Genomic DNA, 21,228 nt, shown 5'->3' on the forward strand with positions numbered 1-21,228 from the left:
GGAACCTCTACGGCCCCACCGAGACGACCATCTGGTCCGCGGCGAGCCGCCTGGAGCGTGGCGACCGCGTCACCATCGGCACCCCGATCGCCAACACCTCGCTGTACGTTCTCGACAAGGCGAGCAGGCCCGTCCCGACCGGTGTGGCCGGTGAGCTGTACATCGGTGGTCACGGCGTCGCCGACGGGTACCTGGGCCGCCCCGAACTCACCGCCGAGCGCTTCCTCCCCGACCCGTTCGCCGCCGCCCCCGAAGCGCGGATGTACCGTACCGGCGACCTCGTCCGCGAACTGGCCGACGGGCGGATCGCCTACCTGGGCCGCATCGACTCCCAGGTGAAGGTGCGCGGGTTCCGGATCGAACTGGAGGAGATCGAGTCGACGCTGCGGCGGCTGGCCGGTGTCCGCGACGCGGTGGTGGTGGCCCGGGGCGAGCAGGACGGCGACCGCCTGCTGCTGGCCTGTTACGTGCTCGACGACGGGGCCGCCGAGCCGTCGCGGGAGCAGCTGGCGGCCTGGCTGCCGGCCCATATGATCCCGGACGCGCTGGTCCGCGTGAACGGCTTCCCGTACACCCTCAACGAGAAGGTCGACCGGGCCACACTGGCCACACTGCCGCTGGCCGAACTGCGGGCCCGCTTCGGTGCCGCCGGAAGCGAGCACCCGCCGGCTCCCGCGGAGCCGGGAAGCCGTCCGGAGGCGCTGGTGACGGAGCTGGCCCAGATGGTCGGCCGCCTGACAGGGCTTCCTCCCCAGGACATCGGTGCGCACACCCCGCTCGGAGAGGCGGGCATGAACTCGGTCCGCTTCACCGCCCTCAGCACCGAACTGCGCAGGGCCTACGGCATCGAGGTCTACCCGACCGTGTTCTACCGCCGGGGCACGCTCTCCGCGTTGGCGCGGTACCTGTGGGAGGAGCACCCCGCCGAGCTGTCCGCACGCTTCGTGACCACCGTCCCGGCGCCCGCCGTCGCGGCTTCCACCGCGGCACACCCCGCCGAGGCCGCGGGGGAGCGCGGTCGCGGTGACGACGTCGCGATCATCGGCATGGCCGGCCGGCTGCCCGGCTCGAACAACCTCGAGGAGTTCTGGGACCACCTCGCAGCGGGGCACGATCTGGTGGGGGAGGTGCCACCGGACCGCTGGGACCGGGACGACCGCCCGCGCCCGCATGCCCATCGGGGCGGATTCCTCCCCGATGTGGGGCGCTTCGATGCGGCCTTCTTCGGCATCTCCCCACGTGAAGCGGAACTGATGGACCCACAGCAGCGGCTGATGCTGGAGGTGGCTTGGGAGGCCATCGAGGACGCCGGCTACCGGCCTTCCGATCTCGCCGGACGGCGCGTCGGGGTGTTCATCGGCGTGGCCAACGCCGACTACCTGGAGGCCCAGCGGGCGGCGGGCATGGAGCCCCGGGGCCACACGGCCACCGGTGCGGCGCTCTCGGTCATCCCCAACCGGGTCTCCTATCTGCTGGATCTGCGTGGACCCAGCATCGCCGTCGACACCGCCTGCTCCGGGTCGCTCACAGCCGTCCACCAGGCGTGCGCCGCGCTCCGCGACGGAACCTGCGATCTGGCCATCGCGGGCGGGGTCAACCTCATTCTCACGCCGAGCGTGTACGAGGTCCTGAGCCAGGGCGAGATGCTCAGCCCCGACGGCCGCTGCAAGGCCTTCGACAGCCGCGCCGACGGTTACGTGCGCGGCGAGGGCGTCGGCGCGGTGCTGCTCAAGCCGGGCGACCTGGCCCGGCGTGACGGTGACGCCGTACACGCGGTGGTCAAGGCGGTCGCCGCCAACCACGGCGGTCGCTCGACGTCGCTCACCGCCCCCAACCCGGAGGCCCAGGCAGATGTGCTGGCCGAGGCGTACCGTGCTGCGGACGTACCCGTGGAGACCATCGGCTACATCGAGGCGCACGGCACGGGCACGGCGCTCGGCGACCCCATCGAGACGGCCGGGCTCAGCATCGCCTTCCGACGGCTGCGTGCCGAGCGCGGGACGACCGCGATGCCGGGTTGTGCCATCGGGTCGGTGAAGACCAACATCGGCCACCTGGAAGCCGCCGCCGGTATCGCCGGGGTGTTCAAGACCGTGCTCGCGCTGCGGCACGGCACCATTCCGGCCTCTCTGCACTTCAAGGAAGCGAACCCCTATCTGGAGCTCGACGGCGGACCGTTCGAGGTAGCCGCCACCGCCCGGCCCTGGCCACACCGACGCGATGCCGCCGGACGCGAACTGCCGCGCCGCGCCGGCGTCAGCTCCTTCGGCTTCGGCGGAGCGAACGCGCACATCGTGCTGGAGGAATCACCCATGCCGGACACTCGCGAAGAACGGACGACGCAGCAGTTGTTCGTGCTCTCCGCCCGTACCGCCGAAGCGCTGGACCGATCCGCCCGGAGGCTGACCGACCACCTGACGGATCACGAGGTGCCGTCCGGAGATCTCGCCTACACCCTGCAGCTGGGGCGCGAGCCGATGACCCACCGGCTGGCCGTGGTCGCCGACGACAGCGCAGGGCTGCGGGCCGCACTGGCCGAGCACCTCGCCGGCCGTGCGTCGGCGGTGCGTACCGGGCAGGCCGAGCGAGGCCGGGCTGCGCAGGGGACCACCGCCGGCCGGGACCTGGACGCCATCGCCCGCGACTGGCTGGCGGGCGCCGACATCGACTGGGCGGACCTGCACCACGGGGAGGACCGGCGCCGGGTCCATCTGCCCGCCTACCCGTTCGCCGGAAATCGGCACTGGTTCGCCTCCGGCACGGCACCGACCGCGGCACCCGAGCCGTCCACGGCGCGGCTGCACCCGACCCTGCTGGACATCGACGCGTCCGCCCCCGGGGGCCGGGCTTTCGCCAAGACGCTCACCGGCGAGGAGTTCTTTCTGCGGGACCACATCGTCGGTGGCGAGCCGATGCTCCCCGGCGTGGCCTACCTGGAGATGGGCAGGCTGGCCGGTGAACTCGCCACCGACAGCCGGGTGTGCGGCGTGGACGAGCTGGTGTGGGCCGCTCCGGTCCGGCTCGCCCCCGGAGCCGGCGGGCACCGGATCGCGGTACGTGTCACCGGCGACAGCACCGGCGCGTCCTTCGAGGTGCGGACCGCTGAGGACGGATCCCCGGTGCACGCGCACGGCAGGCTGCGCTTCGGCGAGGCGGAAACCCGCCCGGCCCGCACCGATCTCACCGACGTGCGCTCGCGCTGTCGGCGCGTCCACACAGGCACCAGCTGCTACGACACGTTCTCCCGCTTCGGCTTCGACTACGGCCCGAGCTTCCAGGTGATCGAGGAACTCGCCGTGGGCGAGGACGAAGTGCTGGCGACCCTGCGGCTGCCCGCGGGGCGCACCGCCGACGCGGACGCGTACGTCTTCCACCCCTCGCTGCTCGACGCTGCCTTGCAGACGGCGAGCAGGCTCGCGCCCGGCGCCGACGACGGGGTGACCCCGTTGCCGTACCTGCCCTTCTCCCTGGGCTCGGTCCGCCGCTACGCCGAACTTCCCGACGAGCTGTATGCCCACGCCACCCCGGCGAGGCGCCCGGCCCCGGCCGGATCGCTCGCCTTCGACGTCGCGCTGCTCGACCGGAACGGCGACGCGGTCGTCGTGATCGACACGTTCACCCTCCGCGCGGTGCCCGCGCGGGATGCGCTGACCGCGTTCGAGCCGGTGTGGGAACCCGCTCCGCGCACTTCACCGGAGCCGAGCGGGACGGTGCTGGTGCTGGACGCCGGTTCGCACGGGCGCTCCGTGAGCGCGGCCCTGACGGCGGCGGGCGCGGACGCCCGGCTGATCTCGCTGGGCGCCGGATTCGACGCCGACGCGGCCGTCCGCGCGGCACTGCCCGGGCCCGTTGCCATCGTGCATCTGGCCGGCGAACTCCCCGGCCCCGGCGATGCGGTGGAGCACGGTTTCCACACGGCCATGAAGTTCCTCCAGGCGTGGCAGCGGGAGCGGCGAGGTGCGCTGCGCTACCTCTACGCCTACCGTGAACCGGCAGCCTCGCCCGCCCATCCGGCGATGGCCGCGTTCGCCCGATCCGTTCGCCGGGAACACCCCGCGGTCGACTTCGGCCTGCTGGCTGTCGCGGACGACTCGCCGGCCGACGCGGTGGTCGCCGAACTCGCCGTCGAAGGCGAGCCTGAGGTACGCGTCGAGGCAGGGTCCCGGGCCCGCCGCGGCTGGCGCCGGGTGAGCCTGCCCGCCGCCACCGCATCGGCCTTCACCGGTTCCGGAGCCCATCTGATCACCGGTGGAACCGGTGCGCTGGGGCTGCTGCTCGCCGAGCATGTCGCTGCCGAGCGGCGCGCCGCCGGAACTCCGGGCGGCGGGATCGTGCTCGTGGCGCGCACGGCGCCCGGTGCTGCGGCCAGGGCCCGGATCGAGGCCATCGGGGCGCGCGTGGTACTGGCTGATGTCGCCGACGAAGCAGCGGTGCGTGCCCTGGTCGACGAGGCCCGCCGTCTCCACGGATCGGTGAGCGGCGTTCTGCACGCCGCCGGAGTGCTCAGGGACGGTCTGCTGGAGCACAAGGAGCGGACCGACGCGGACGCGGTTCTGGCCGCCAAGGTGCACGGGACGGTACTCCTCGACGAGGCGACGCGGGACGAACCGCTCGACTACTTCGTCGCCTTCTCCTCGGCGGCGGCGGTGTTCGGGAACGTCGGCCAGACCGACTACGCGTACGCCAACGGTTTCCTCGACCACTTCGCCGAGGAGCGGGAGCGACGCCGCCGCCGGGGAGTACGGCGGGGCCGCACCCTGGCCGCGGCCTGGCCGGTCTGGGCCGACGGTGGAATGCGGATCGATGCCGCCGGCGAGGAGTACATGACACGGGAGACCGGTCTGCGCCCCTTGCGCACCGGACCGGCACTGGCCGCGCTGGACCGTGCCCTGGCCGCCACCGCCCCGCGACTACTGCTCGCCGCGGGCGACGAGGCGAAGATCCTCGCGGCCCTCAACGCGACGGCGCCTCGCCCGCGGACGGCCTCCGCCGCACCACGGAACCAGGCCGACGGGCCCGCCCGGGCCGACGTCTGGGCCCAGGCGGAGCGGTTCGTACTCCGGCTCATGGCGGAGGAACTGAAACTCCCCGCGGAGGAGATAGCCGCCACGGAGCCCTTCGACCACTACGGTGTCGACTCGCTGATCACGCTGAGCCTGACCCGCCGGCTCGAGGATCGCTTCGGCCCGCTGTCGAAGACCCTCCTCTTCGAGTACGTGACGGTCCGAGAGCTGGCCGGCCACCTGGCCACCGCGCACCCCGAAGCGTTCACCGAGCCCGCCCCGGCTCCGGCCGGGCCCGAACAGACCACGCCCGCCGCCACGGAGGCCGGCCACGTACGGGCGGACACCGGTTCCAGCCGGCCCCGGGGCCGCTCCGACGACATCGCGATCATCGGTGTGGCGGGCCGCTATCCGGAAGCCGACGACGTGGACGAGTTCTGGCGCAATCTGCGCGCAGGCCGGGACTCCATCGAGGAGATTCCGGCCGACCGGTGGAACCACGACCGGTTCTACACCACGGACAAGTCGGTGCCCGGAAAGACGTACGGCAAATGGGGCGGCTTCATCCGCGACGCCGACAGATTCGACCCGCTGTTCTTCCGCATGTCACAGATCGAGGCCGAACTCACCGATCCCCAGGAACGGGTGTTCCTGGAGTCCGTCTGGCACCTGCTGGAGGATGCCGGATACACCCGCGAGCAGCTGCGTGGCTCCCGCACCGGTGTGTTCGTGGGCATGATGTACGGCCAGTACCAGCTCTACGGTGTCCAGGACGCCCTGCGGGGCGAAGGCCTCCCGCCCCACTCGTCCTTCGCCTCGGTCGCCAACCGGGTGTCGTACTTCTTCGACTTCACCGGCCCCAGCGTCGCCCTGGACACGATGTGCTCCTCCGCGCTCGTCACCATCCACCAGGCATGCCAGGCCATCCGCGGCGGCGACTGCGACGTCGCAGTCGCCGGTGGTGTCAACATCACCAGCCATCCGGCGAAGTACCTGCAACTGGCGTGGCGTGGATTCCTCGCCGAGGACGGCCGCTGCCGCAGCTTCGGCGCCGACGGCACGGGATACGTCCCGGCCGAGGGGTCCGGCGCGGTCCTGCTCAAGCGCCTCGACGCGGCGCTCACCGACGGTGACCGGATCCTGGGCATCGTCAAGTCCTCCTCGGTGAACCATGGTGGTACGGGGCGGGGATTCAACGTGCCCAACCCCAAGGTGCAGGGCGAACTCATCAGGACCGCGCTCGACCGCGCCGAACTGCGTCCGTCGGACCTGGACTACGTCGAGGCACACGGCACCGGCACCGCGCTCGGAGATCCGGTGGAGATCACCGGTCTGACGCGGGCCTTCCAGGGCGATGCGCCGGAGCGGCTTCCGATCGGCTCGGTCAAGTCCAACATCGGTCACGCCGAGTCGGCCGCCGGCGTCGCGGCGGTGACGAAGGTACTGCTTCAGATGCGCCACGGTGAACTGGTCCCCTCGCTCCACTCCGACCAGCTCAACCCCCACATCGATTTCGCGGAGACCCCGTTCCGGGTCCAGCGCGAACTGGCCCCGTGGCCGCGCCGAGTCCTCGCCGACGGCACGGAGCGACCCAGAACCGCAGGAGTGAGCTCCTTCGGCGCGGGCGGCACCAACGCCCACGTGATCATCCAGGAGTTCGTCGGCCGACCCGGGCAGCCGGCCGGCCCGGCCGGGCCGCAGCTGGCCGTGCTCTCCGCACGCGAGGCCGACCGCTTGGTCGAGCAGGCGCGCCGCCTCGCGGCGCATCTGCGCGCCGAGGGCGCGGAGCTGGCGCCGCGCGAGGTGGCCTGGACCCTCCAGACAGGGCGCGAGGCCATGGCGCACCGGCTGGCGGTGAGGTTCGACGACCTGTCCCAGCTGGCCGCGAGCCTGGACGAGTTCGTCGCCGGGGGCCAACCCGTCGACAGCTGGACCGGGGTGGTGGACCCGCGCCGAAGCGAGGAGAGCGAGCTGCTTGCCGCCGATCCCGCGCGGTACGCCGTGGCCTGGACCGCCGGGCGGCAGGTCGACTGGGCAGCTCTGCACCACGGAGCACGACCTGCCCGGGTGGCGCTTCCCGGATATCCCTTCGGCGGCGGACGCGTGTGGCTGGCGGCGGCGGACGCCGAACTGGCGGCGCTCGATGCCGCCGGCCCCGCAGACGGGGGAGTTCTGCTGACCCGTCACTGGGTGCCCGCCGAGCCCACGGCCCGTACCTCCCTGCCCGGCCGGACCGCGATCCTGACCGCACCGGGTGCCGGTCAGCTGGCCGACCGGCTCGCCGCCGCACTACCGGCCGCCGAGGTGCTCACCACCGAACAGCTCACCACCGACCTCGTCACCGGCGCCCGATGGGACCGCTTCGACGCGGTGGTCGACCTCGCAGGCTGCGCCGAGCCGGGCCGGCCCACCGACCATGCGTCGCTGTCCCCCTGGATGAGCTGGCTGCAACGCCTGGTCGACGAGGGAAAACGCGAGCTGACCGTCCTGCTGGTCTCCAGGGGCACGCCGGACGCGACTGGCGGTGCGGCACGGGCAGGGCTCTACCGGATGCTCCAGAGCGAGTACCGCCATCTGCGCTCCCGCCATGTGCACATGGGCCAGACGATGGAGGAGCAGCTGTGCCAGTGGGTGGCCGATGAACTCCGCATCGCCGACTCACCCGCCGACATCGCCTATCGCGACGGCGTCCGGCACCGGGCACAACTGCGCGAGCTGCCCGCGGAAGACGGGCAGGAGCTCAGGTTCCCCGAAGGGCATGTGTTGTGGGTGACCGGTGGTACGCGCGGCATCGGACTGCTGACAGCGCAGCACTTCGTCGCCCGGCACGGCGTCCGCAAGCTCGTCCTCACCGGGCGGGAAGAGCTGCCGCCCAGGGCCGAGTGGGCTGCGCACATCAGCACCGACAGCGCCCTGGCGCGCAAGCTGCGCCCGCTCGCGGAACTGGCGGACCAGGGAGTGGAGCTGGAAGTGCTCGCCGTACCGCTCGACGCATACGAGCCGACCGCCAAGGCGCTCGCGGACGTGAGGCTCAAGCTCGGGCCCATCGGCGGAGTCGTGCACAGCGCCGGGTTCACCGACGCCGAGAACCCCGCGTTCGTACGGAAGCCGCAGAGCGCCGTCGAGAGGGTGATCAGTCCAAAGATCTTCGGGCTCGACACGCTCGTCGAGTGCTTCCGTGACGAGCCGCTGAGCCTGTTCGTGCTGTACTCCTCGGTCGCCGCCGCCGTTCCGGCGCTGGCCGTCGGGCAGAGTGACTACGCCATGGCCAACGGATACCTGGACGCGGTCGCCGAGGCCCGCCCGTACGGCCTTCCCCTGGTCAGCGTGGAGTGGCCGAGCTGGAAGGACACCGGCATGGGGGAGGCACGCAGCGCCGCCTACCAGGCGTCGGGGCTGGCCTCCCTCTCGGACCGGCAGGGACTGGCCCTGCTGGACCGAGCGATCACGAGCGGCGCCCGTGTGGTCCTGCCCGCGGTGGTGAGGCCGGACGCCGACTGGCGCCCCGACCGGCTGACGAACCGCCGCCTGGACGAGCCGCCCACGCGGCCGCAGCCTCCGGCAGGACCCGCGGAACCGTCCACATCGGCCGCGGCGGCCATCGCGGCATCGGCCGAGTCCCCGGCGCCGGCCGCACACCCGGTGTCCACCGCCGCGGATCACGGGGCGGTCGACGCGGTGACCTTGTGGCTTCTCGACCGGTTCGCCGCCGAACTGCGCTTCGACCGCGACCGGCTGAGCGGTGACGTCCCGATGCACGACTACGGCATCGATTCGATCCTCGTCACCCAACTCGTACAGGAGCTCGGCAAGCGGCTCGACGTCTCCATCGACCCCTCGGCGTTCTTGGAGCACCCGACTGCCGACGGGTTCGCGGAGTACCTCGCCAAGGAGCACGGCGATGCGCTCGTCGCAGCCTTCGGCCGGTCCGGATCCACCGTTCCCGCGCACGCGGCGGCAGCGGTGGCGGGCGTCGGCGCGGCCCCCCGTTCCGAGGCGCTCGCCGGCAGCCCGGTGAGCGGCGGGGACGACATCGCGGTGATCGGTCTGTCGTGCAGATTCCCGGGCGCCGGGTCCGCAAGCGAGTACTGGGAGCTGCTGCGGCAGGGCCGGTCCGAGCTGCGGCCCGTTCCCGAGCAGCGCTTCGGCCGGCCGGTCGAGTACCACGCAGGGCTGTTGGACCACGTACTGCGCTTCGATCCCGAGTCGTTCCTGCTGTCCGAGGAGGACGTCGCGGCCATGGACCCGCAGGCGCTGCTGCTGCTGGAGGAGGTGAACAGCGCTGTGTACCACGCCGGATACGAACCCGCCGAGCTCAAGGGCCGCCGGATCGGCGTGTACGTCGGTGGCCGGGCGGCTCACATGCCGGATGGCGCGCGGCTGGGTCGGGCGAAGAATCCGGTGGTGGTCACGGGGCAGAACTACCTCTCCGCCAACATCTCGCAGTTCTTCGACTTCCGTGGCCCCAGCGTGGTGGTCGACACAGCCTGCTCGTCCGCTTTGGTGGCGATGGACACGGCCGTGCGGGCCCTGAGCGCATCGGACATCGAGTCGGCCGTGGTCGCCGGGGTGAGTCTGCTCGCCGACGACCGGCCGTACCAGGTGTTCGGGCAGCGCCGCCTCCTCAACGCGGGCGCCGAGTTCCACATGTTCGATCGCAGGGCGGCCGGGCTGATCCTCGGTGAGGGCGTCGGCGCAGTCATCCTCAAGCGGCTGGACCAGGCGGAGGCCGACGGGGACCGGGTGCTCGCGGTCCTCAACGGCATCGCCGTCAACAACGACGGTCGAACCGCGGGTCCGGCCACCCCGAACCTGGACGCGCAGAAAGAAGTGATGGCCGAGGCGCTGGCTCGCAGCGGTCACGGTCCGCAGGACGTCGGCTGGATCGAGGTCAACGGCTCCGGAACGACCGTCACCGATCTGCTGGAACTCAAGGCGATCGAGGCGGTCTACGGAGCGGGAGCCACCCGGCCGGTCGCCCTCGGGTCCGTCAAGCCGAACATCGGCCACCCACTGGCCGCGGAAGGCATGGCCGCCTTCATCAAGGTCGTCCTGATGCTCCACCACGGGGAGCAGGTGCCTTTCGGTTCCGGGCAGGAGCCGTTGGACCACTTCGACCTGACCGCCTCGCCGCTGTACTTCCCCAGGGGGACGCGGCGGCCGTGGCCACAGTCCGCCGAGCTCGCTGCCATCAACTGCTTCGCGGACGGCGGCACCAACGCCCACGTGGTGCTCGCCCCCTCGCCCGCGGGCCGGCACGGCACCAGGCAACCACTGCCGGAACCCGTACTCAACCGGAGGATCGTCATCAGGGGAGCCGAAACGCCCACGGAGTCCGCGGCACGTGCCGGCGGCCTTTTCTGGGACACCTTCCGGTGAGCCCGACGGTGAGTCACGACACCGACCGGGCCGAAGCCCTGCCTGTCGTCTTCATGTTCTCCGGACAGGGCTCGCAGTACTACCACATGGGCCAGGAACTGTTCGCCCACAACGAGGTGTTCCGCACGACGCTGCAACGCTACGACGCCGTGGTCGCGGAGGAGCTGGGCGAGTCGGTGATCGCGCGGATCTACGACCCGGCGAAGAGCAAGGCCGACCAGCTCATCGACACCCGCATCACCCACCCGGGAATCGTCATGCTCGAACTCGCGCTGGCTCGGACGCTGCGCGAGGCGGGTGTGGAACCCGACTACCTGCTCGGCTCCAGCTTGGGCGAGTACGCGGCCGCCGTCGTCGCGGGCAGCCTTGACGAGTTCGACTGCCTGCGGTTGCTGGTACGCCAGGCCGACATCATGCGAGCATGCCCGCGCGGCGGCATGCTCGCCGTTCTCGCCGGACCCGAGGTGCTGGACCAGGTGCCGGCACTGCGCGAGTGCGATGTGGCCGCCCGCAACGCCCCGGGCCATTTCGTGGTCGCGGGCGCGGAAGACGTCCTGGCACGGGCCGAGTCGGAGTTGCGCGCCGCCGATGTGCTGCACCAGCGGGTGCCGGTCGAATACGGCTTCCACTCCCGCCTCATGGCCGGCGTGATCGACCGGAGCCAGGGAGCCTTCGCCGAGGTGCCCCTCGCACCCCCGCGTATCCCGTGGGTCTCCTGCGTGGACGGCGAGCTGGTGGAGAGGGTGACGGCCGAGCACTTCTGGAGGGTCGCCCGGGAGCCCATCGAGTTCGAGCGCACCATGACACGCATGCGGGACCGGGGCGACTTCCGCTATCTCGACCTCGGCCCCTCCGGCACCCTGCATGCCTTCGTGCGCAGCAACCTGCCGACCGGTGCACGAGCCGAGTCGATGCCCTTGCTCAGCCCCTTCGGCAGCGACATCGACCTTCTGGACAGGGCCAGGAGCCGCGCCGCCGCGACCCCATCGAGGAAGGCACAGAGCATGAAGGTCTATGGGTTCCCAGGACAAGGCGCACAGCGGCGGAGGATGGGCGAGGGGCTGTTCGAGCGGTTCCCCGAACAGACCGCGATCGCCGACCGCGTGCTGGGTTACTCGATCGAGGAACTCTGCCTCACCGATTCTCGACGCCGACTCGGCAGGACCGAGTACACGCAGGCCGCTCTCTACGTGGTGGGCGCGCTCTCCTATCTCGACCGCGTCGAGAAGGATCCGGTGCCGCCCGACTTTCTTGTCGGGCACAGCCTCGGCGAGTACGTGGCGCTCTTCGCCGCCGAGGTCTTCGACTTCGAGGCCGGGCTGCGCCTGGTGCAGCGGCGGGGCCAGTTGATGGCCGCCGCGTCCGGTGGTGCCATGGCCGCCGTGGTCGGGGTCGATGAGGCCGCCGTCACCCGCATGCTCGCCGACCCCACCTTCCAGGGGCTGGACCTGGCCAACCACAATGCCGTGGACCAGTTCGTCATCTCCGGACCGGACGAACAACTCGCCGCGGCCTGCACCGCATTCGAGGCGGCCGGCGCGCGGACGGTCCGGCTGCGCGTCAGCGCCCCGCTGCACTCCCGGTACATGCGTGGAGCGGCCGATGAGTTCGCGCGCTTCCTCGACGGCTTCACCCTGCGTTCGCCGGTGATCCCGGTGCTCGCCAACGTCGACGCACTGCCGTACACGCCCGACACCCTGAAGGAGCGGCTGGCGGCGCAGATCGCCTCGCCGGTCCGCTGGACCGAGACCGTACGCAGACTGATGGGGCAGGGCGACTTCACGTTCGTCGAACTCGGGCCCGGCAAGGTTCTCACCAAGCTGGTCACCCGCATCAGGGAAGCTGCCGAGCCGACCCCACCGGCCTTGTCCGCCTCGGCTCCGCCGGCAGGAGAGGCCGCGAGGGGGCCCCTCGTCTCCGCGATCGACGCGGAGTCGCTCGGTGCCCGTACGTTCCGCGAACGATACGGACTGCGTCGCGCCTATGTGATGGGTTCGATGTACGGCGGAGTGTCCGGGCCGGAGATGCTGAGGTCGGCAGCCAAGGCGGGCATGCTCGGGTTCCTGGGCATCGGAGGGCTGACTCCGGACGAGACGGAGCGGCAACTGCGCGTCCTGACCGATGATCTGGGCCTCGGCGGCGCCTTCGGAGTCAATCTGCTCTATCGGCACGGAGCACCGGAACAGGAGGTGGCGTCCGTCGATCGGCTGCTGCGGCACGGTGTCGATCTGATCGAGGCCTCCGGCTTCCCCATGGTGACCGAAGGACTGGTCCGCTTCCGGCTCAAGGGCGGCAAGATCCTGGCCAAGGTCTCCAGGACCGACGTCGCCGCAGAGTTTCTCGCGCCGCCGCCGCAGGGCCTCGTCGAGCGGCTGCTCGCGGCAGGGGCGGTGACCGAGTCCGAGGCGCATGCCGCGGCAGGCCGGCCGATGGCCGATGACCTCTGCGCCGAGGCGGACGGTGGCTGGCTGAGCAGCACGGCCGACCTGGTGACGCTTCTTCCGGCGGTACTCCGGTTGCGGGACGAGGCGGCCCTTCCCGGCCATCGGGTCCACATCGGATGCGCCGGCGGGATCGGAACGCCCGCCGCGGCCGCCGCCGCGTTCCTGCTCGGGGCCGACTTCGTCATGACCGGCTCGGTCAACCAGTGCTCGGTGGAGGCCGCGACCAGCGACGCGGTCAAGGACCTCCTGCAAGAGGCCCGCGAGTATGATGTGGACACCGCACCGTGGGGCGAGATGTTCGAGCTCGGGGCGCGGGCACGCTATCTCAAGCGCGGACTGTTCTTCCCCGCCCGCGCGACAAGGCTCTACGAGCTGTGGCGTCAGCACGCTTCCGTCGGCCAACTCGACGACGACACCAGGACACAGGTGCTCGACCGGTACCTGGGGGGCGAGGCGTCCCTGCCCGAGGCATCGGATGCGGCTCCCCGGACACAGCTAGCGGCTCTGATCCACCGGTACTTCGAGCGAGGCCTCCGCCTGGCGGTGGCGGGTGACCGGCAGTCCAGGGTCGACTACCTCGTGCACTGCGGACCGTCGATGGGCGCGTTCAACCAGGAGGTCGCCGCATCCGGGCTGCGTGACTGGCGGGCCCGTACGGTCGAGGCCATCGCCGACACCATCATGGAAGGCGCGGCGGCCCACATCGCCGACCGGCTGAGGAGCCTGCACGAGATATCGGACAAGTGACCTCCTGGAGCGAGGCGATCGAGCCCCGTCACCGCTGTTCGGCGGTAGCACCGTGGCACAGGGGGCGCACCGCGAACACCGACCGCGGGCCTCGAAGCCGAGTCCGCCCCCGGATTCGGGGTCCCCCGTCGTCGCGCCCCACCGTTCGACGCTTTCGTCGTGGCGCCCGCCCCACGGACGTCACCTCCCAACCCTGCCCACCAACCCATGACTTGTACGCGGCAGCCGCCGCGTACACGCAAACGCTCTGTGACAGGAGTTCACCATGCCGACCGAAACGCCCAGCGAGCCCTTGATCTTCAACCCGTTCACGCCGGATTTCATGGACGACCCGTATCCGCACTACGCGGAACTCCGCAGGCACGTCCCGGTGCACGAGCATCCGGGTGGTTTCTGGATGCTGTCCCGCTACGAGGACGTGGCCGCACTGATGCGCTCCAAGCTCTCCGTCGAGCAGCGTCACGTCGCCCCCGGACCGTTCCGTGACGCGTACACGCAGGCCGGCGTCACGGACGAGCCGCGGCTGAAGGGACTTGCCCTGCTGGACCGGGACGCGCCGGACCACACGCGGCTGCGCAAACTGGTCACCATGGCGTTCACCGGGCGCGCGGTCAACGCCATGGAAGGAGAGATACGTTCCCTCGTCGACGAGGCGCTCGACGGCATCGCCGCCGACGGAGGGGGTGACCTGGTCGAGGCGCTCGCCTTCCCCCTGCCGTTCACCGTGATCTCGCGGATGCTCGGGATGCCGCCGACCGACACCGTGCGGATGCGCACGCTGACTCATACGCTGATGCGCTCGGTGGAACCGACGACCGACCCCGAGGTGATGAGGGCCGTCGAGGCGGCAGACGCCGAGCTGTTCGACATCGTCGGCGAAGCGGTCGCCTGGAAGCGGCACAACCTCGCCGACGACCTGCTCACGGCGCTCATCACGGCTGAGGACAACGGGGACGTACTCAGCCACGACGAACTGGTGGCCCAGGTCACCATGTTGTACGTCGCCGGCCACGAGACGACCGTGAACCTGATATCGGGCGGCGCCCTCGCGCTGCTGCGGAACCCCGAACAGCTGGAACTGCTGCGAGCCAAACCGGAACTCGAGCAGAACGCGGTCGAGGAGCTGCTGCGCTACGACGCCCCCGTGCACAACAGCAGGCGCGTCACTCTGGAACCGTACAAGGTCGGCGGTTACGAGATCCCGCCCGGTTCGTTCATCCTCGCCAACCTGGCCGGCGCCAACCGCGACGAGTCGTTCTTCGGTCCCGACGCGGAGGAGTTGCGGCTGGACCGGGAGAACGCACGCCGCCATGTGTCCTTCGGCGGGGGCATGCACCTGTGCCTGGGCGCGGCGCTGGCCCGCATCGAAGGCAGAGTGGCGATCGGTGAGCTGGTGCGGCGCTTCCCCGCACTGCGGCTGGCCGGCGACGTCGAGTGGAACGGCCTGCTCAGCCTGCGGGGGGCGGCACGGCTGCCGATCGAGGTGTGAGCCTCGGGAGCACGGGTGAACGGGTGCGAAGGGGCGTCATGGAGCCCTCGGATTCCTCTCCCGAACAGCGAAAGTGCGGACAGCGAGAGTGACGAAGAACGGACAGGGCAATGACGAGTGTTGATCACGGCACCGTGAGCAGGATCGCGGATCTCCCGGTCGCCGAGCGGCGGGACGAGGCCTGGCGGAGGCTGAGCGCCCAGGGGGAGGTCGTGCCGATGGCGGACGGCCTCGCTCTGACCAGCCTTGCCGTAGTCAAAGCGGTGCTGAGGGAACCGAACCGCTTCTCCATCAAGAAGGTGTTCGATGCCGTGGAGACCGGGTATCCCCTCATTCCGTTGGCCTTCGACCCACCCGAGCAGACCAACTACCGCCGGATTCTGCTGCCGTTCTTCAGCCCGCGCCGGATCCGGCCGCTGGAGGAGTCGTTGCGCGCCCAGGCCATCGACCTCATCGAGGCGGTCAAGGGCCGCGGCAGCTGCGACTTCGTCGCCGACATCGCCGGCCCGTTCCCCGCACAGTCGCTGCTGACACTGCTGGGACTGCCCCTCGATGACCGGGACCGGTTCATCGGCTGGAAGGACGCCGCACTCGAACTTACCGCCGACGCCGCCGGTGAACTGCCCCTCACCACGGAGGAACGGGCCGCCAAGGTGGAGCAGACCATGGCCATGGGGGGCTACTTGACGGAGCTGATACGTACCCGGCGCAGCAGCCCGGACGATGACATTCTCAGCGAGATCCTGGCCATCGAGGGTGACGACCGGCTGTCCGACGACGAAGCGCTGGGTGTGTGCCTGATGCTCGTGCTGGCCGGCTTGGAGACCGTCACCGACGCCCTGAGCCTCGGTATGGAGCGGCTGGCCGCCTCCCCGGAGCGGTCCCAGGAGCTGGTGGACGATCCCTCCCTCGTTCCGGCCGCCGTCGAGGAACTGCTGCGGCTCGACGCACCAGCCCCCTTCCTGCCTCGGATCACCACCGAGGACGTGGAGATCGGCGGCTGCCCCGTACCCGCCGGCACCCTGGTCAACGCCCACTTGAATACGGCGAACCGGGACGAAGCTTGTTGGCCGCACGCCTACGAGATCGACTTCCACCGTCAGGAGAACCCGCACACGAGCTTCGGTCTCGGTGCGCACCGCTGCCTGGGCACGCACCTGGCGCGCCTGGAAATGCGGATCGTCCTGGAGGAATGGCACCGCCGCATCCCGCGGTACGCAATCGCGGAGGGAACCGCGCACCGGGCCAAGCTGGTGCGTGCCAACCTCGGATTGGAGTCGCTGCGGCTCAGTTTCGGATGAAGCGTCGGGTAAACCGCTGAGGAATCCCCGCTCACGCACCCATGGCACGCTTTCGGAACGGCGATGCCATGGGTGCGTGAGTCCTCAGCCGGACTTGACCGGGGTGCTCAGCCTGCTGGACAGATCGGCGATGAGTTCCCGGGGGCGTTCGGCCAGATAGAAATGCCCGCCCTCAAAGGCCCGGAGGTCGAACTGGGTACGGGTCATGGAAGCCCAGGAACTCATGGCCGGGCCGTCGACCCGCGGATCCTCGGTCCCGTAGTAGCCGACAAGAGGAGTGTCCAGTGCGGGGGTGTCGAGGGGAAGCGTGTACCGGCCGAGAAGTCGGTAATCGGCGCGAATCGGTGGGAGGAGCAGATCGCGCAGCTCGGGGTGCTCGAAGAGCTCAGGGGCGGATCCCCCCATGTGTACCAGGTGAGCGATGAGTTCGTCATCACCGGCTTCGCGGGAAAGGATCTGCTCTTCTCGCCCTGGGCCCGGGCGGGATGACACGAACAGTGCCGCGAGTGTCTGGCCGAACTCGGCCTCCAGGCGCAAGGCGACTTCGGTCGCCACGGAAGCGCCCATACTGTGACCGAAGAACGCCAGGGGAGCGTCGGCGAATGCGGAGCACGCCCGCGCGAGCGGATCGGCCAGCTCCTCCATCGTGTCCACCAGAGGGTCGTGATGCCGGTCCTCACGGCCTGGGTAGCGGACGGCCAGGAGCTCCACGTCGGCGGGCACATACTGCGGCCAGGTGCGGAAGAAGCTGGCCACACCGCCTGCATGGGGAAAGCACACGAGGCGAACACGTGGACTCGGGCACTCCCGCAGAGTGCGGAACCACCGGTTACCCAGCCCGTCAGCCCTGCTGTACATGTCTGTTTCCTCCGAATTAACCGTCACCGCGCGAGGGATAGGGGGACCCTCGGTCCGCGCTTTCGGGCAACAGTAACTCGTCCAAGAGGTAGGGGCAGGCCGTGCGGAGAATTATCAGATTCATGCCGAATTTATCGACGAACGGAGAACGTGATCCGGTCATCAAACCCGGCCATGAAGGCGGGAGTCAGTGATCGACCGTGTATTGCCCGCTGCCGTGAGAACCCGCGTCGTTTATGGCGACGCACTCGACAATGCGCCCCTCCACCGGGAAGAAGCCGATGCCGTGAGCAGCGCGCTTCCCAAGCGGCGTGCTGAGTTCACGGCGGGGCGGGCCTGCTCCCGGGCGGCGCTCGCCGCGCTGAGCGGCGTGGAACCCCCTCCTGTTCCGCGTGCCGAAGACGACCACGGGGCACCCGTCTGGCCTGAGGGAGTCGTGGGGAGCATCACGCACTGCGACGGTTATCGGGCCGCCGCCGTTGCGCGCCGCGCCGACATACTGGCGCTCGGCATCGACGCGGAACCTCATGGCGCGCTCCCCGAGGGTGTCCTCGACCTGGTTCACTCCACCGTGGCGGAACGCGCCGGACTGGAGACGCTCACCCGGAAGGAACCCGCCATCCATTGGGACCGCCTCCTCTTCAGCGCCAAGGAGAGCATCTACAAGGCGTGGTTTCCCTACCATCATCGCGTGCTGGAATTCAAGGATGCCGAAGTCCGCTTCGTCCGCGACCAGCGGAGCTCCGATCGAGGCTTCTTCTCCGCCAGGCTCTTCGTGCCCGGGCCCCTGCTGGCTCGGGGCATCGGCCCGGACATGTTCACCGGCCGGTGGATGGTCCGGAACGGTCTCGTCGTCACCGCCGTCGCGACCCCGGCCGAACCGGGGACGCTGCTGCCGGGCGGGCAGTGCCCGCCCGGCAGCAGGCGGTGATCACTTCTCGCGCAGCGGGACCGAGAGATGACTCGGGTCCGTGCCGGGCGAGGAGAAGGCCAGCTGCGCGCCGGTCGGGTTGTGCTCGATGTACAGCGGATCGACGGTGTCGATCACCAGGGCGAGCCGGTGACCGGCCGGGACGTCGTAGGCCGTGGAGAACAGCTCCAGGTCGACGGGGAACGGCCGGCCCGGCGTCTGCCCGTGGAAGGTGTACGGAGCGTTGCTGACCAGTCTGCCGATGCCGAGCGGCCCCACGTCGTAGAGATACGCGACGAGGGTGCCGCTCGGCTTCGTGCTGGTGACCGTGGTGTGCAGCTCGGCCGCGCCCCGGATCCGCTGCTCGGTGGCGTACCGCTCCGACTGCCAGACGCTCGCGAACGTACGCGGCAGCAGCGGTACGGAGACCGTCGGCGGCAGCTTCAGGAACTGGTCCAGCGCGTTGGACAGGATCGAGATACCGCCGTTCGCACCGGAGTCGACGTTGGCCCACACCTTCTTGGTGCCGTCCAGCGGGATCCGGTTCTTCGGCGCACCGACCGACTTCCAGTCCGGATAGCCCTCGTACCCCTTGTCCGTACGGGACTTGAGCCGGACGGGCTGCTCGGTGTCGATGCCGTTGCGCTCGCCCTTGAGGTAGCGGTCGAACCAGCGGCGGGTGCTCGTCCAGGTGTCGTTGGGAAGCCCGAGCAGTCCGGTGGCCTCGGCGGTGGCGTGGTCGCCGGGGCGGAACTCCAGGCGCTTGGGGCCGGTGAGCTTGTCGTAGAACGAGGCGTACTGGTTGGGCGGGAAGATGGTGTCGCCCCAGGCGTTGCCCATCATGACGGCCGCACCGTTGGCGTTGATCCGGTCCAGATACGTCAGGGGGGAGCGCTTCTTCCCCCAGGCGATCATCTCCGGCTCCTTGTCCAGCTTGGAGCCGAGGAAGTCCTTGAGCGTCTGCGTCAGTTCGTCGCTGGGTCGGCCGGTGAGGACACCCGCGCCGCCGAGCAGGGCCGCGGCCTGGAGATGCTGGGTGCGCCCGCTGTAGATCGAGTCGATCAGATCGGCCCAGCCGCTCAGCGCGGCGACCGCCTTGATCCGCGGGTCGTGCCCGGCCGCCAGCAGGCTGATGCCCGCCCCGTAGGAGACGCCACCCATGCCGATGCGGTCCGGGTCGGCGGAGGTGTGCTCCAGCGCCCAGTCGATGACGGCGGAGGCGTCCGCGATGTCCGGCGGACCCGCCACCTCGATCTTCCCGCCGGAGCGCCAGAAGCCGCGCGAGGTGTAACTCACCACGACATAACCGGAGTCGGCGAGCTTCTGGGCCTGCGCCAGATACTCGATCTGAGGCATGGCCCAGCTCGTCGGGAAGACGACGAGGGGGTGCTTCGCCCCGGTGGCCGACTCGGCGGAGGCTCCTGCCGGGGAGAACACATTGCCCTTGAGCGTGATGCCCCCGGAGCCGGGGATGTCGTGGAACGTCAGGTCGCCGCCCGTCGTGCTCGCGGGCGCGGCGAGAGGGGCGGGGGCGGCGGCCGCCGAGGGCGTGGCGACGAGCGCGCCCCCGGCGAGCAGGGCGACGGCGGTGGTGATCGAAGCGGTGGTGCGCAGTGCCGGTTTCGGACGTACCACGGGTCACTCCTCACGCGTGTCAGTGCAAAGTGACCCGACGGTAACCCCGGTTGTTTACCCCTGGTAACTACTCGTCGTGTTGCGCGAAGGTAACGATTGTTGGACGTGGTGTCAGTAGCGTGTCCGGTGCCGAACGGGCGCTACCGGGTCACTTCAGGGCGCTCTTGGCCTGCCAGTCCGTCCACGAGACGTTCCACGCGCCGTAGCCGTTGCCCTCGGCGACCGTGCCCTTGGACTCCGCGCCGGTCATCTCGAACGGGTCGCCCACCCGTACCTGTCCGTACAGTGCGGAGGCGTTGGCGTCGCTCATCCCGAGGCAGCCCGAGCTCCGGTTGGCCTGGCCGAAATAGTTCGCGTTCCAGGGTGCCGCGTGGGCGTACATCCCCGACCAGGTCAGCCGCATCGAGTAGTCGACCATCTTGTCGTAGGCGTCCCCGAGGCCCACCGTCTCGGAGCGCATGTTGATGGTGCCCTCCTTCGACATCAGGACCGCCGTGCCCCGCCAGGACGCCTTCTCGCCGCCCGGGGTGCCCGCCGACATCGGCAGGTCCAGCACCTGCTTGCCGTCCCGGTGCAGGGCGAGGCGGTGCCCGTCGAGGTCGACCTTGACCACCTGGGCCGCACCGATCGTGAACGTCGTCGCGTAGTCGCGGACGAACCAGCCGCCGTCCGCCCCCGTGTCGACGCCGTTCAACTGCGCGTCCAGGGTGACCTTCGTGCCGGGCTTCCAGTACTCCTTGGGCCGCCAGTCGACCCGGTCCTTGCCCGAGTAGTCCTGGAGCCAGCCCCAGGAACCCTCGGTGTCGTTGGAGGTGGAGACCTTCAGGGCCTTCTCCACGGCCGCCTTGTCCTTCACCGGGTGGTCGAAGACGACGGACAGCGGCTGCGCGATGCCCACGGTCGTGTTCCTGCCCGGCGCGAGGAGAAGCTTGTTCACCTTCTCCGCCTCGGCGGTGGCGAACGTCGCCCGGTCGCTGCCGCCGTCCGCGTCCGTCGCCTCGACGGTGTACGCGGTGCCCGGCGCGGCGACCCGGTCGGACGTCCAGGTCCGGCCGTCGGCGGATATCCTCCCGGCCAGCGGGCCGCCCTCGCCCGGTTTCACCGACACGGCCTTCAGCTTCCCGTGCGCCAGCGTCACCTTCACCGGCTCGCCGGGAGCCGCCGCCTCGCCCCGCAGGTTCACCGTGATGCTGGTGTCGGAGGCCTTGCCGTCCCCGCCGACCTCGGCGGAGCCCGAAGCGCCGCCCGAGCACGCGGTGAGCGCGGCGGCGAGCAGCGCCGCGGGCCCGGTCAGGGCGAGCCGGGCCCTCCGGCCGGCCGGGGCGGAACGACGGATGCGCGGGCGTGCGGAACTCACGGAAAGACCTCCAGGGCTGGGTGCTCAGCAGGGGAGAGGTGATTTCCCCCATGTCGGGTTCCTTCCGCGCACCGCAGAAATCCGGCCGCTTTCCCCGCGTTACGA

At 70.4% G+C, this 21,228-nt stretch carries 8 protein-coding genes (1 of these 8 cut by a window edge); 5 read left to right on the top strand and 3 right to left on the bottom strand.

The window, feature by feature from the left end:
• The 4 genes from D3105_RS04770 to D3105_RS04785 form a co-directional block, all read left to right on the top strand.
• Positions 1-10,382, top strand: the 3' end of a protein-coding gene (locus D3105_RS04770) for an amino acid adenylation domain-containing protein (protein WP_425315722.1). It extends 11,191 nt beyond the left edge of the window; 10,382 of the gene's 21,573 nt are visible here — the last part of the coding sequence; its start codon lies off the left edge, out of view; its stop codon occupies positions 10,380-10,382.
• 8 nt (positions 10,383-10,390) lie between these two features.
• The gene (fabD, locus tag D3105_RS04775; RefSeq protein WP_338103967.1) at positions 10,391-13,573 is read left to right on the top strand and encodes an ACP S-malonyltransferase; all 3,183 of its coding nucleotides are present in this window, start codon (positions 10,391-10,393) and stop codon (positions 13,571-13,573) included.
• A 265-nt stretch (positions 13,574-13,838) separates the two neighbouring features.
• Entirely contained in the window at positions 13,839-15,062 is a 1,224-nt protein-coding gene (locus tag D3105_RS04780; RefSeq protein ID WP_118900295.1) for a cytochrome P450, read from the top strand.
• Positions 15,063-15,172: 110 nt separating this feature from the next.
• Positions 15,173-16,363: a cytochrome P450 gene (locus D3105_RS04785; RefSeq protein ID WP_118900297.1), complete on the top strand. Its 1,191-nt coding sequence runs from the start codon at positions 15,173-15,175 to the stop codon at positions 16,361-16,363.
• Positions 16,364-16,447: 84 nt separating this feature from the next.
• Here the strand turns inward: D3105_RS04785 and D3105_RS04790 are convergent, their stop codons facing one another.
• A complete protein-coding gene (locus tag D3105_RS04790; RefSeq protein WP_118900299.1) occupies positions 16,448-17,221 on the bottom strand; it encodes a thioesterase II family protein in 774 nt (257 codons plus the stop codon).
• 217 nt (positions 17,222-17,438) lie between these two features.
• Between D3105_RS04790 and D3105_RS04795 the strand changes: the two genes are divergently transcribed.
• Entirely contained in the window at positions 17,439-18,152 is a 714-nt protein-coding gene (locus D3105_RS04795; protein WP_338103968.1) for a 4'-phosphopantetheinyl transferase family protein, read from the top strand.
• Here D3105_RS04795 and D3105_RS04800 read toward each other — a convergent pair whose 3' ends face one another.
• The gene (locus tag D3105_RS04800; protein ID WP_118900303.1) at positions 18,153-19,766 is read right to left on the bottom strand and encodes a CocE/NonD family hydrolase; all 1,614 of its coding nucleotides are present in this window, start codon (positions 19,764-19,766) and stop codon (positions 18,153-18,155) included.
• Positions 19,767-19,914: 148 nt separating this feature from the next.
• On the bottom strand, positions 19,915-21,123 hold the full coding sequence (locus D3105_RS04805) for a L,D-transpeptidase (protein ID WP_118900305.1): 1,209 nt from the start codon (positions 21,121-21,123) through the stop codon (positions 19,915-19,917).
• Between the last annotated feature and the right edge of the window lie 105 nt (positions 21,124-21,228).

It is taken from the genome of Streptomyces globisporus, assembly GCF_003501885.1.
In the GTDB taxonomy this organism is placed as follows: domain Bacteria; phylum Actinomycetota; class Actinomycetes; order Streptomycetales; family Streptomycetaceae; genus Streptomyces; species Streptomyces globisporus_D.